This is a genomic window from Candidatus Hydrogenedens sp. (assembly GCA_035378955.1).
GTDB lineage: Bacteria > Hydrogenedentota > Hydrogenedentia > Hydrogenedentales > Hydrogenedentaceae > Hydrogenedens.
The window spans coordinates 1-13,496 of sequence record DAOSUS010000021.1; the positions used below are offsets into that span (position 1 = coordinate 1).

13 protein-coding genes are annotated in these 13,496 nt (G+C 34.8%); 9 read left to right on the forward strand and 4 right to left on the reverse strand.

Annotated features, from left to right (window positions below; translation table 11 throughout):
- Nucleotides 1–372 precede the first annotated feature (372 nt).
- The 5 genes from PLA12_06220 to PLA12_06240 all read left to right on the forward strand — a co-directional run bounded on the left by PLA12_06220 (nucleotide 373) and on the right by PLA12_06240 (nucleotide 6,292).
- Nucleotides 373–909: a D-lyxose/D-mannose family sugar isomerase gene (locus PLA12_06220; GenBank protein HOQ32090.1), complete on the forward strand. Its 537-nt coding sequence runs from the start codon at nucleotides 373–375 to the stop codon at nucleotides 907–909.
- A 142-nt stretch (nucleotides 910–1,051) separates the two neighbouring features.
- A complete protein-coding gene (locus PLA12_06225) occupies nucleotides 1,052–3,232 on the forward strand; it encodes an NADH-ubiquinone oxidoreductase-F iron-sulfur binding region domain-containing protein (GenBank protein ID HOQ32091.1) in 2,181 nt (726 codons plus the stop codon).
- Between the two features lie 25 nt (nucleotides 3,233–3,257).
- A complete protein-coding gene (locus tag PLA12_06230; GenBank protein HOQ32092.1) occupies nucleotides 3,258–5,036 on the forward strand; it encodes an NADH-dependent [FeFe] hydrogenase, group A6 in 1,779 nt (592 codons plus the stop codon).
- On the forward strand, nucleotides 5,036–5,587 hold the full coding sequence (gene nuoE, locus PLA12_06235) for an NADH-quinone oxidoreductase subunit NuoE (protein ID HOQ32093.1): 552 nt from the start codon (nucleotides 5,036–5,038) through the stop codon (nucleotides 5,585–5,587). The genes PLA12_06230 and nuoE overlap by 1 nt, the downstream gene beginning before the upstream one ends.
- 6 nt (nucleotides 5,588–5,593) lie before the next feature.
- Nucleotides 5,594–6,292 (forward strand): 6-phosphogluconolactonase, encoded by a 699-nt coding sequence (locus PLA12_06240; protein ID HOQ32094.1) that lies wholly within the window; start codon nucleotides 5,594–5,596, stop codon nucleotides 6,290–6,292.
- 60 nt (nucleotides 6,293–6,352) lie between these two features.
- Here the strand turns inward: PLA12_06240 and PLA12_06245 are convergent, their stop codons facing one another.
- The gene (locus PLA12_06245) at nucleotides 6,353–7,405 is read right to left on the reverse strand and encodes a saccharopine dehydrogenase NADP-binding domain-containing protein (GenBank protein ID HOQ32095.1); all 1,053 of its coding nucleotides are present in this window, start codon (nucleotides 7,403–7,405) and stop codon (nucleotides 6,353–6,355) included.
- 85 nt (nucleotides 7,406–7,490) lie between these two features.
- Between PLA12_06245 and PLA12_06250 the strand changes: the two genes are divergently transcribed.
- Nucleotides 7,491–8,282: an SAM-dependent chlorinase/fluorinase gene (locus tag PLA12_06250; protein HOQ32096.1), complete on the forward strand. Its 792-nt coding sequence runs from the start codon at nucleotides 7,491–7,493 to the stop codon at nucleotides 8,280–8,282.
- On the opposite strand, the gene PLA12_06255 is transcribed toward PLA12_06250, so the two are convergent.
- A complete protein-coding gene (locus PLA12_06255; GenBank protein HOQ32097.1) occupies nucleotides 8,279–9,241 on the reverse strand; it encodes a hypothetical protein in 963 nt (320 codons plus the stop codon). The genes PLA12_06250 and PLA12_06255 overlap by 4 nt on opposite strands.
- 82 nt (nucleotides 9,242–9,323) lie before the next feature.
- Here PLA12_06255 and PLA12_06260 point away from each other — a divergent pair, with 82 nt between their 5' ends.
- Nucleotides 9,324–10,679: an FAD-dependent oxidoreductase gene (locus tag PLA12_06260; protein ID HOQ32098.1), complete on the forward strand. Its 1,356-nt coding sequence runs from the start codon at nucleotides 9,324–9,326 to the stop codon at nucleotides 10,677–10,679.
- A 6-nt stretch (nucleotides 10,680–10,685) separates the two neighbouring features.
- Here the strand turns inward: PLA12_06260 and PLA12_06265 are convergent, their stop codons facing one another.
- Complete coding sequence (locus tag PLA12_06265) at nucleotides 10,686–11,105, reverse strand: response regulator (GenBank protein ID HOQ32099.1); 420 nt, start codon at nucleotides 11,103–11,105, stop codon at nucleotides 10,686–10,688.
- 97 nt (nucleotides 11,106–11,202) lie between these two features.
- Here PLA12_06265 and PLA12_06270 point away from each other — a divergent pair, with 97 nt between their 5' ends.
- A complete protein-coding gene (locus tag PLA12_06270) occupies nucleotides 11,203–12,408 on the forward strand; it encodes a M24 family metallopeptidase (protein HOQ32100.1) in 1,206 nt (401 codons plus the stop codon).
- 56 nt (nucleotides 12,409–12,464) lie between these two features.
- Complete coding sequence (locus tag PLA12_06275) at nucleotides 12,465–12,989, forward strand: flavodoxin (protein HOQ32101.1); 525 nt, start codon at nucleotides 12,465–12,467, stop codon at nucleotides 12,987–12,989.
- On the opposite strand, the gene PLA12_06280 is transcribed toward PLA12_06275, so the two are convergent.
- Complete coding sequence (locus PLA12_06280) at nucleotides 12,986–13,429, reverse strand: hypothetical protein (GenBank protein HOQ32102.1); 444 nt, start codon at nucleotides 13,427–13,429, stop codon at nucleotides 12,986–12,988. The two genes, PLA12_06275 and PLA12_06280, sit on opposite strands and share 4 nt — an antisense overlap.
- Nucleotides 13,430–13,496 lie beyond the last annotated feature (67 nt).

Consider the following 13,496-nt stretch of genomic DNA (forward strand, 5'->3'; position numbering starts at 1 on the left):
CATTACCTTCGACACATACAGCCAACAAAGGAGAGGTAGTCAATCCGAAGCAAGTCATTCCGTTAGATGATGAAGATTTGAAAAACTTTTAAAATTCAAAATAAATACAAAAAAAAGAAGTAGTGGAACAATATTTTACTACTTCTTTTTTATTTATTAATGGTTGCTATGATTATCAAATAATAAGATATAATGGTGTGAATATGATTGAGCATAACAACAGGTTTATCCCGATAAATATACAAACAATTTGCATTTACTTTTTATATATTGATTGTATTTGTGTATATTTATGTAATTCGAGGTTCATTTCTTTTGCAAAAAGATATATAATACATTTGTAATTTTGAATTTATTAGAAGGAAAAAACGAATGAAAATAGAGGAGAAAGAAAGATACCGAAAAAGAGCAGTGGAAATGCTTAATAAATGTGGAATTGTAACAACGAAAGAGGAGCAAAGCAATATAGAAATTACAGATTTTGGTTTAGGTATGTATGAAAAAATAGGTTTGGCTATTCTTGTTTATGTAAATACGGATAGATATTGCGCCAAGGAGTTGATAATGCTTCCAGGAATGATATGTCCAGAACATAAACATCCACCAATAAGGTCAAACCCTGGAAAGATGGAAACTTTTCGTTGCCGTTGGGGAAAGGTATATTTATATACAGAAGGAAAACCAGAAGAAAATCCAAAAGCAAAAATACCGGAACAGAGAAAGGATTTCTTTACTGTCTGGCACGAGGTCCTATTAAATCCTGGTGACCAATATACACTTCCGCCCAATACATTACATTGGTTCCAAGCAGGGGAAGAAGGTGCGATTGTCTCAGAATTTTCAAGCACAAGCAAAGATGAAAGCGATATATTTACAGACCCTCAAATAGTGCGTGTAGAGCAAAGTTAAATCGTTAATCAATTCACAAATTATATTATTTGTTATATATCATAAAGTTAAGTTGAAAATGCAAATTTGTTTTTGATATAATAAAGTATAAATATATTTGAATTGTAAACTATAAAAACAATTTATATGAGAAAGATGTTATATGAATAGTATTAACAATAATTATGAAGCACTTTTCAAGAAAGCCGAAGAATTCCGTAATTCTTTGGGGTATGGAGAAAAAATTCGTATTCGTGTAGGTTCTGCAACATGTGAGCATGCAGCAGGTTCCCAAATTGTATACGAAGAGTTTAAAAAGCATATTGCATCTTCTGGGAAACAAGATATTATTTTGGAAAAAACAGGATGTACGGGCAGGTGTAGTTGTGAGCCTATAGTGGGTGTATTTATTCCTGGCAAATTACCCGTAAAGTATCAATTAGTAAAGCGGGATACGGTTCACAAAATTTTTATGGAACATGTAATTGGAGGGAAAATTGTTCAGGAAAACCTTTTGGATAAAACACCGGATTCCTGCAAATATCATGTTTTAATGTGTGATGGTTCGGGTTGTGGAGGTGCGTTAGAAGGAGGTTTGCGATTTCAATTTGAGATGAAACTTGCGGATTCGGGGTTAAAACCTGATGAAGTCTGGTTAACTCATATTGGTTGTTTAGGTTTTTGCACAATAAGAGAGAAAAAGGAGCAAACGGTTCAGGTAATGGTTCGACCTGACAATGTTATTTATAAAATTAAAACAATAAAAGATGTAGAAGACATTATAGAGAATCATTTTAAGAAGGGTAAAGTAGTTCAAAGATTAGTAGCGAAAGAAAGACCCATAAGTCAGCGATTTTACAATCTTTACGGTGATGTAGCATTTTTTAATAAACAAACACGGATTGCCCTTCGAAATGCTGGAGTAGTAAATCCAGAGAATATATATGATTATATCCATTACAAAGGATTTCTTGCGCTAAAAGAAGTTTTAGAAAAAGGTGACCCTGAATGGGTAGTGAAACAAGTAACGGAATCTAAATTAAGGGGTAGAGGTGGAGGTGGATTTCCCACGGGTATGAAGTGGGCAAGTGCAAGAAAAGCCAAAGAAACTATTCGCTATATTATTTGTAATGCGGATGAAGGTGACCCAGGAGCCTTTATGGACCGCAGCATGTTAGAGTCAGACCCATTTAGTATTGTAGAGGGAATGATAATTGGCGGTTTTGCCATTGGTGCACAAAAAGGATATTTTTATATTCGTGCGGAATATCCTCTGGCTGTAGAACGAATAAGCCATGCTATTGAAGAGTGCAGAAAACATAATTTATTAGGACAAAATATATTAGGTAGTGATTTCAGTTTTGACCTTGAAATTCGTTTAGGTGCTGGAGCCTTTGTATGTGGTGAAGAAACGGCTTTAATTCACTCAATAGAAGGCGAACGAGGGCAACCTCGTGTAAGACCTCCCTATCCGACAGAAAGTGGATTATGGGGAAAGCCTACAGTAATTAACAATGTAGAAACCTTTGCCAATGTTCCGCCTATAATAGTTTATAGTCCGGAATGGTTCGCTCAGGTAGGGACAAGTCGAAGTGGTGGCACAAAAGTATTTGCACTTGCAGGAAAAATACAAAGAACAGGATTTGTGGAAGTTCCAATAGGTACCACATTGAGGAACATCGTTTATGGAATTGGTGGAGGACCTGCAGGTAGTAAAAAAGCCAAAGCCATACAAACCGGTGGACCTGCAGGAGGATGTATACCTGAAAAATACTTTGATACCCCTGTAGATTTTGACACATTAGGAAAATTGGGTTCTATTATGGGTAGTGGTGGAATGATTGTGTTAGACGAAGATGACTGTATGGTTGATGTAGCAAAATTCTATATGGAGTTTTGTCAGGATGAATCTTGTGGTAAATGCACTCCTTGTAGAGAAGGGACAAAACGGATATTAGAAATTCTTACAAAAATTACAGAAGGAAAAGGCACAGAAGAAGATTTAGAAAAATTAGAGCGATTGGCTAAATTGGTTAAGAAATCATCTTTGTGCGGTTTGGGTAGAGCCGCACCTAATCCTGTGTTAAGTACTTTAAATTATTTTAGAGAAGAATATTTAGCCCATGTAAGAGACAAAAAATGTCCATCAAAGAAATGTCGCTCACTAATTCACTATGAAATAGACCCTGAAAAATGTGTTGGGTGCACAATGTGTGCGAAAAATTGTCCTGTGTTATGTATCACAGGAGAACGGAAAGAAGTTCATGTAATTGATACAACAAGATGTATTAAATGTGGTAGATGTTTTGAAGTTTGCAGATTTAAGGCTGTTAAAAAACTTTAATTAAAGATAAATCAAGGATTTGTATATGAATAAACCTAAACCAACTGAATTAAAAATGATAAATATAAAAATTGATGATAGAGAAGTATCTGTTCCCGAAGGGACAACTGTGATGGAAGCGGCTGAAAAAATCGGAATACATATACCTCGTTTATGTTATCACCCGGATTTAAGTTTACAAGGTTCGTGTCGTGTATGTATTGTAGAGGTTAAAGGTTTTGATTTTTACACGACTTCCTGTAGCACAAAAGTATGGGAAGGAATGGAAATAAAAACAAATAGTCCTGAAATCCGTCAAGCAAGACGAGATATTGTTGAATTAATTTTGGATAACCATCCACAAGATTGCCAGACCTGTGAACGAGATGGAAATTGCGAACTTCAGAATTTAGCCTACTCATTAGGTGTCAGGGAGAGGCTATTTTCAGGAGAAAGAAAGCATTTTCCGATAGATAAAAGGAGTAAATCCGTTGTTCGTGTTCCAGAAAAATGTATCTTATGTGGACGATGTGTTCGTGTTTGTGCCGAAGTTCAGGGAGTTTATAATTTAAGTCAGCATGGGAGAGGTTTTAATACGCAAGTTATGCCTGCACATGGTTCTGCTATGGATGAATCTGTATGTATCCAATGTGGGCAATGTATTATGGTATGTCCTGTTGCCGCATTTATAGAACAGTCTCATACAGAGAAGGTATGGAATGCATTGGCAGACCCCAAAAAACATGTAGTTATCCAGACAGCACCTTCCATTCGTGCGGCGATAGGGGAAGGTTTTGGAATGGAACCAGGAACACCAGCCACAGGTAAAATGGTAACGGCATTGCGGTTATTAGGTTTTGATGCTATTTTTGATACAAATTTTGGAGCCGATTTAACCATTGTTGAAGAAGCCACTGAGTTTTTGAAAAGAATACAGAAGAAGGAAAGGCTTCCTCTTCTGACAAGTTGTTCACCAGGATGGATAAACTTTCTTGAAAAATTTTATCCTGAAATGATTCCTTATGCTTCTACATGCCGAAGTCCTATGAGCATGACTTCCGTACTATTAAAAACATATTATGCGGAAAAAATGAAGAAAGACCCGAAAGATATTTTTGTGGTAGCCGTAATGCCTTGTGTTGCTAAAAAGTTTGAGGCGGATAGAGATGAACACAAAATGCCTGATGGTATTCCATATACGGATGCTGTTTTGACTACTCGCGAATTGATATGGATGATTAAGTGTTATGGAATTGACTTAAAAGATTTACCTGATAGCGATTTTGACAACCCCTTAGGCGAATCCAGTGGTGCGGCAGATATTTTTGGAACAACCGGAGGTGTGATGGAGGCAGCATTACGAATGGCATGTGAAGTTCTTACTGGATTACCTCCGGAGAAGATGGAGTTTACAGATGTTCGTGCAGTAGAAGGTTTAAGAGAAACCGAGGTTAAATTTGGCAATTATAAAATTAATGTTGCTGTTTCTAATGGATTAACGAATGCCAAAACAATTCTTAACAAAATTATATCGGGAGAAAATCAGTATCATATTGTAGAAATTATGGCATGTCCGGGTGGATGTATAGGAGGTGGTGGACAACCTTATCCGCCGGAAGGTTATCATTTTCTTGACCCTGAACTATTAGCAAAAAGGGCTCAGGCTTTGTATAGGATAGACAGTGATAAGAAAATCAGAAGTTCAAATCACAATCCATCCATTCAGCAAATATATAAGGAATTTCTGGGAGCCCCGGGCAGTGAAAGGGCTCACCAATTATTACATACACACTATCACCCAAGATTACCGAGAGGAATACGATAATGTGCGCACATCATAATATACAACAATCAACAGATAATTGGAAGGAAGTCGAAGAGTTTGCGAAAAAGGCACTTCCAGTACAAATTGTTAAATTCATTGAAGAATGCAAAAAAGAACCCAATCCCGAGAGCAAATTAATTAAGATACTCCAATTGGTTCAGGAACATTATGGTTTCCTTGGAAAAACACAGATGGATGCAGTGGCTCAATTATTGCAAGTGCCGATGGCAAAAGTATCAGGAGTTGCTACCTTTTACCACTTTTTCCGTCTTGTGCCACGAGGGAAATATCTTATTCGAGTTTGCCTGGGTACAGCCTGTTATGTAAAAGGTGCGGAACGGGTTGTAGATAAGTTAAAAGAAGAACTCGGAATACAATTTGGAGAAACAACAAAAGATGGATTATTTTCTCTTGAAGGGACACGGTGTTTAGGATGTTGCGGTTTAGCACCTGTTGTTGAAATTAATAAGGAAATATTTGGACAGGTTACACCGGATAAAATACCTGCAATTCTTGAACATTATTCAGAAAAAGAGACCGAGTCACAATAGAATAATATGGTTAACATAAAAGTATATTCTACATACCAAGAGTTATGTAGAAGTGCCTTTCAACAAGTAGTATCGTCTGTTAAAAGAAACTCAGGTGCATTAATCTGTGTGGCAACAGGTGAGAGCCCTATTGGGCTTTATCAATTTTTTCCAGAGCAATCTGAATTATTTAAGCATATAAAAATATTAAAATTAGATGAGTGGGGAGGAATACAACCTGATGATCCATCTACATGCGAAACTTATATAAAAGAAAATATTATCCAACCGCTGAAACTTGACGAAAACCAATTGATGGGATTTCAAAGTGATGCGAAAAACACTGAAAATGAATGCAATCGCATAAAAAGTTTGATACAACAACACAATGGTATTGATTCGTGTATTTTGGGAATGGGAGCCGATGGACATATCGGATTAAATTTTCCAGCAGATACAATTATTCCAGATGCACATGTTGTTCCATCACATTATTTAACTCATTCTATGTTGGATAAAGCCAGAGAGAAACCTACTCATGGATATACTCTTGGTTTTAAAGAAATACTAAACTCTAAGGAGATTATCTTAATAGTAAAGGGAGCGTCAAAAAGAGAGGCGTTAAGATTATTGAATAAAGGAGAGATTACAACTCATTTTCCAGCCTCATTACTATTACTCTCTCAAAATTGCACGATATATTGTGATAAAGATGCTTATGAATAGTATTATTTTGTTATTTGTGTGAAGAAAGCCATTTATATCGGAATAAAAAATGGATAGAATTTAATCGTTAATATCCCCTCGTTCGACATTGGGTAGTTCTAATACAAGGTCATAACCGTAAGCGAGGGAAGGTGTTTGGAAACCGGGTTTAAAATTACCATTTAATACTTTTTTGGCGATAAGAACACTTGAATATGCAGTTAAATCATAACCATCTGGTGTTTTCATCCCTGCTCTTTTATAAACGCCTTTTTCATTTTTAACTTCACCCCATAAAAAAGCAAAACTTTTTGCTCTCTCTTCCTTGGAGGGACCGCCTTCAGGAATACGGTTTTTTAAAAAATTTTGTACAGGTTCTGTTCCTATAATGTTTTGTGTTACCTTAATTCCTTGTAACATAAAACTCATACCTTTAGATATAGCCATGTACACTTCTATATTAGGAATTTGGGTAGAGTAATAGGCAGTGCTTACATCACCCCACGGAATTGTTACACATAATTTTGTTTCTTCCCCAAAGTTAATTTTCATTTTCTTATATGCGGGTGGCACAGATTGGAGTATTCCATCCTTTCTTATTTGTCCACCTTTTCCCATACTCTCAATTGCTGTTAACATGGTTCCGTGGGAAGGACGGCCCCTGGTGTAGAAAGCAAGGGATAAATGGGTTGCATCAGGTAATAAGGATTTTAGATAAGAGGCGAGACAATCACTGGGGACAACATCATAACCGCCACCGGGTAAGAGCATTATGTTTTTATTTTTTGCTTCATAATCTTGGGTTGCAATCCATTCGAATACATCTATTTCTCCAGTAATATCAATATAATGAGTTCCTGTTTTAATACATGCTAATACCATGTTTTGGGCTGTATATTGGAAAGGTCCTGCGGCATGGATAACGACACGAATATTGTCTAAATTAATCGCTATTTCATCTATATTATCCAGTGTAAAAGCACGGTATTCTAAACTATATTTTTGAGAAATTTCTTTTAACTTATTTTCATTTCTTCCCCCAATAATAACGGGTAATTGTTGTTTTATACATTCTTCAAGAATTAACAAACCTGTGTATCCGTAGGCACCATATATCAAAATTTTATCTTTCATGAGATATCCCTTCTATTTTCATATATAATAATCTACAATTATAATATAACAAACAAATGGTTTAATTCTTTTTGGGGTTAAATAGATGGAAAAAATAAAGTATATTACATTACTTACGGATTTTGGGAACAAAGACCCTTATGTTGCCGAGATAAAAGGAATTCTTTTTTCTTCCTTGTCAAATATAAACATAGTAGATTTGTCTCATGAAATAAGCCCACAAAATATAATAGAGGGGGCATTATTTTTAGAACAGATTTGGGACTATTGGCAGATACCTTCCGTACATATATCTGTAATAGACCCGGGTGTTGGAACAGAAAGAAGAATAATCATAATCCATGAAAATCAGAAATTTTTAATATGTCCTGATAATGGTCTTGCCACTTTTATTTTAAGAACCAAACATGCAGAAGTTCGACATGTAAAATATTTTAATACACTTACGCAATATATAAGTAACACATTCCATGGTAGGGATATTATGGCTCCTATTGCTATTCAATTGGTAAAAGGAGGAAACTGGGAAGATTTTGGACCTTCTGTGGATGATTGGCAAGTTTTGAATATCCCGGAGGCGTACAAAAAAGATAATAATATTTATGGAGAAGTAATCCACATAGACCGATTTGGGAATGCTATTACAAATATAAGAAAGGAGCAGATACAAGATAATTTGCCGATATATGCAAAGATAAAAAATAGTTTTCAAAAAATTCCTTTTTCACTAAGTTATGGTAAAGTAAGTGTAGGACAATCGGTATGTTTATTTGGAAGTGGAAACCGTTTAGAAATTGCAGTTAATTGTAGTTCCGCAGAAAAACAACTCAAAATAAAGATTGGCACAGAGGTTCGGCTTGTTTTGAAAAGAGATTAACTTCTCCACGGTCGTGTTCTATTCACATTTTCCACTGCTTTCTTTGCTATTTGTGCATCCTGTTCTATCTCAAAATCAAACATGCCGGCCAAAATATGGTCGGCACCATTATTAAAGACATAAGGAAAAGCATCTTCAGGAGGTATAGCACCTGCAGACATTACTTTAAAGGCTATCCATGGAATTTCAACATCCTTCATAACTTGAATGGTTTCATCAGGGTCTTTACACCAATAACCGGGGATTTCCGCATAAGGTTCTACTAATTGTTCCTTTTTAGGACCTGTGGGATAGTTGTGATGATGAAAAGTTTTAATATAAAAATCGGGTTCTATTTTTTCTTTTTCACATACTTTTATAACTTCAAGGTCATGTGCACCCACTCCGGAAGGTATGGCATTCTCCTTCCCAAACTCTACTGCTTTCTTCATAACAGAGATTTTTTTCTCACGAACTAATCGGTCTGCCGTTACTCCCCATAGATAAAGAGCATCCAGACCCATATCTATAAGTTGTTTTACCTGTTCCTTATATAAATCAAAATCTGCATCGGGATATGCCGTTGGGCATATAATCCATTGTATTTTTCCTCCCTTTTTAAAGCGATAGTCTTCAAGGACTTTAAGTATATCGGGAACGGTATGAATAACAAGAGTATTTATGCCCTGTTTTTCTGCTAATTGCATTGTTTCCATTATTTTTTCAGGTGTATTGTAATGAGCACAAAGATTATAGACATATTTCAGGTCTCGACTGTGTGTAAAATGAGTTAATAAATTACCGCCTAAAAGTAGTCTACTTACCTTTAATCCTCGAATATTTCCACAGGGAAGGGAGTTCTCATTTGTATTTGCGGGTGTATTTTGTTCGTTATTCTGACTAAAAGAGGCAAGGGAAAGAGTAGTTGTAGATATAGATGTTCCCAGAAATGTTCTTCGGTCAATTTTTCGATAAGACATAGAATATCTCCTTCAAGATAACAATTAAGTTATAATTACTATCTATAATATAACAAAAATAAGGGAATAAAAAGGATTTTAAATGGAGACAAAATACAGGATAGCTATAATAGGTAGTGGACCAAGCGGTTTTTTTTCTGCGGAACATCTCCTTCGGATTCATTCAGACTGTGAAATAGATATGTATGAAAGGTATCCAGACCCATTTGGTCTGGTTCGTAAAGGAGTAGCTCCTGATAATCCGAATATACGAAATGTATCCAGAGCATTTGATATGATAGCGAGTAATAATAGATTTGCCTATTTTGGAAATGTTGATGTAGGGGTAGATATAACACTAACGGAATTACAAAATTTTTATGATGCGGTTATTCTTGCTTGTGGTATGGAAACCAGTCAGAGATTAGGCATTCCCGGTGAAGATTTACCGGGCTGTTATACGGCCAGTTCTATTGTGGGGTGGTATAATTGTCATCCTGTTTACCATTCATTAGATATAAAACTTGAAGGAGAACGGGCTGTAATCATTGGAATGGGAAATGTGGCTTTAGATGTAGCAAGAATTTTATGCAGACCTGTGAGTGAACTATCCCAAACAGATATATCAAAACATGCTATAAAAGTTTTAGAAGAAAGCAAACTCAAAGAAGTTTATATTGTGGGTAGAAGAGGCCCCACGCAGGCGAAATTTAAAGAGAATGAAATTCTATCCATGGAAGAAATTGGGGATACAGATATTATTATAGAACCTTCTGAATTGGAGATAAACAAAGCCAGTCAGGAAGAAATAGATAGCAATCCTTCTATACAAAGGATGTTCGAGTATTTTAAGAAGTTTTCGATGAATAAAGTAGAAAAGAATAGACAAATTTATTTTGCTTTTCTACGATCTCCCATACGGATTATAGGTGATGGAAAAGTGGAACAAATAATGTTCGAAAAAAATATTCTTGAAGGTCCTGTAAATAAACAAAGAGCGATTGGCACAGGTGTAATAGAAAAGTTGGATTGTGATTATGTTATATCATGTATTGGATATAGAGGGAACCGATTTCCTGGACTTCCTTATGACGAAATTAAGGGAATAATTCCCAATAAAAATGGTAGAGTTGTAAAGGATGATAAAATTGTAGCAGGGGTATATGTTACGGGTTGGATAAAAAGGGGACCGATTGGGTTGATAGGTCATAACAAACCGGATAGTTTGGAAACTGTTAAAAATCTATTAGAGGACTTACCTCAATTAGAAGGGAATAGACAAGGGTCGAGAGATGATGTTATTAAATTATTGAAATCTAAAAATATACAATTTATCAACTATGATGACTGGAAAAAAATTGATAGTTCTGAAATAGAAAGAGGAAAAATACTTGGCAAAATACGAGACCGCTTTTGTTCATCAGAAGATATGTTAAATATAGTATCTAATAAAAAATGAAGATGTTTACTTTGAGAAATGGAAAATATTATATACAATATCTAAAAGTTCATCGGGATTGAAAGGTTTTTCTATAAAACCTTCGGGAGGAGGTACTTGATACATCTCTGATATTTTTTCGGCAGATAAGGAGTTTCCTAACTCATAGGTATTTACACCTGTAACAAAGACAATCGGAATATTATTAAGATAAGGATGATTTTTAAATTCAACATATAGTTGAATACCACTTTCATCCGGTAGCATAACATCAAAGATACACAAATCGGGTATTTCTTTTTCGGCTATCTTTACAGCAATTGATGCATATTCGGATTGAAAAATTTTTGCTCCTTCAGCCTCAAAAAGTATTTTTAAAGAACTTAAAATATCTATTTCATCTTCTATTATTAATATTTTTTTATCTTTTAATAATTTGTTATCCATAATAGTCTTTGTTAATATATTTTTGATACTAATTTTGAATGAACATATTATAAATTATAATCAATATTAAATTATAGTTGACAGGAAGGAGATAGATATGAAAGACCGTGAATTGTTTGAAATTCGTATTGCACTTATTAAGGCTTTTTTGAACCAGTATGGATATAAAGGAATTTTATTATCACGAGTAGATAACTTTGCAATGGCAACAGGTGGAAAAAGGAATTATATATGGAAGTATTCCGATTTGGGAGCCAATTCTTTATTGGTAGATAAAGATGGTAAAGTATATTATGTGGGCAATAATATAGAAGAACCTCGCATTATGGATGAGGAACTTAACAATTTTCCATGCGAGAAACTTTCTTTTTTATGGTACGATACAATGCCTTCGAGTGTTGTTAAAAAACATTTTAAGATTAAAGATGTATCGAAATGGGTATCTGATGATGGTAGTTTGGGAAAAAATGTAAACAATGAACTGTCTGTAATAAAGGCATTATTAACAAAAATAGAACTCCAAAAATACAAAGAATTAGGGCGACTTGCAAGTGATGCGATGGTAAGCACATTGAAAGAGATAAAACTATTTGATACGGAAACAGATATATCGGCAAGATTAGTATATGAAGGGCATAAACGAGGTTGTCTTGTCCCTGTAGCGTTAGTTGCAAGTGATGAACGAATAAAAAAATATAGACATCCTTTACCGACAGAGCCCTTATTATTGTCAAATAAGGATAGTAAAAAAATAAAAAATATCGTAATGGTTGTAGGATGTTTTTTAAAAGAAGGGTTAGTCGTTTCTCTTACAAGGTTTAAACAAGTAGGCAAAATTTCTGAAGAAACAAGAAATGCTTTTGATAGGATATGTTGTGTAGATGCATTAATACAAGAAGCCACAGTCCCCGGGAAAACTTTAGGAGATGTTTTTAGGAAATGTATGGAAGCCTATAAATTAATGGGATTTCCCGAAAATGAGTGGCATAATCATCATCAGGGTGGGGCAACAGGTTATGCAGGGAGAACCTGTAAAGGAACTCCCAATGAGACTTTCCCTGTTCTGGATACATTCTATCCATCGCTTGTAGAAAAAGAATTAGGGAAATCTATTCCATTTGGAACTGCTTTTGCTTGGAATCCTTCTGCAAAAGGCGTTAAATCTGAAGACACATTTATTTTATATCCCGATGGGAAAAAAGAGATTATTACTTCCACCGATGAACTTCCGACTGTTGACCTGAAGAGGCTTCTTAAACGAGAAATAAATATTACAAAATCAGGGATATATATTGATAAATAAATTAGTTTAGAAATCTTTTTACACAAAGAATTGTTTTTATATTAGAGGTGAAAGAATTGAAAATATTAATTGTTTATGGAAGTAATACAGGTAATACTGCTTATGTGGCAGAGATAATATCTTCTGCACTTTCTGAGCATGAGGTAAAAATAAAAAATGTTCTATCTGTTGATACTGAAGAATTTAGGCAGTATGATTTGCTTATTTTGGGGACATCTACATGGGGAAATGGAGAGGCTCAAAAAGATTGGAAAGAAGTGTTAAAGAAATTAGATAAGAGGATAATTGGGGGTAAACTGATTGCTTTATTTGGTTTAGGTGATAGTGCTATGTTTCCTGAACAGTTTGCCAGTGAAGTGAGAAATATTTATGATGTAGTTATTGAAAATGGGGGTATTGTTATTGGTTTTTGGAAAAATGAAGGTTATAATTTTCAATCTTCAAAGGCTCTATTAGGGGATAAATTCTGTGGTTTGATTATTGACCAAGATAACGAAAGTTATTTAACTGTGCAAAGGATAGTTGATTGGGTAAAGATTTTAGATGAAGAGATTGCTAATTACAAATCTGAAAACGATTAATTCTCTCCAAAATATTTTTTAAAGAGTTCTGGGTCGTCAATAGAGTTGATTTCTTTTTCAATAAATAATTTTACTTCCTCTGCAGAAATAGGGGAGGATTGATTCGTTACAAAAGATTGTTGACTACTTTTCGATTTAAATAAATTCTTTTGATTTTCTTCTTCTAATGCTTCCTGGTTTTCACTCTTATTTATTTCATCACTCTGTCGTTCTATTTCCGGCATAGCAAGGTCGAGGAACATTTCCACAATGCTGGCTAAGTGTTCTATTCTTTCTTTACGGGAACCTTTTTCGATAATGCGCCTATTGATTGGAATTGCTTTATTTCGGAATACAATGCTGAATTCATGACATGAAGGACAGGGGAGTATCATTACAACATCTGGGGGTAATTTGCCTGAACCGATTTTTTGTTGATTACAATGAGGGCATATAATCATAACTTTTCCTCATGTCTTTCTTATAATGATAACAAAAGATAGATAGCATTAGCAAAAAGAAGGACAT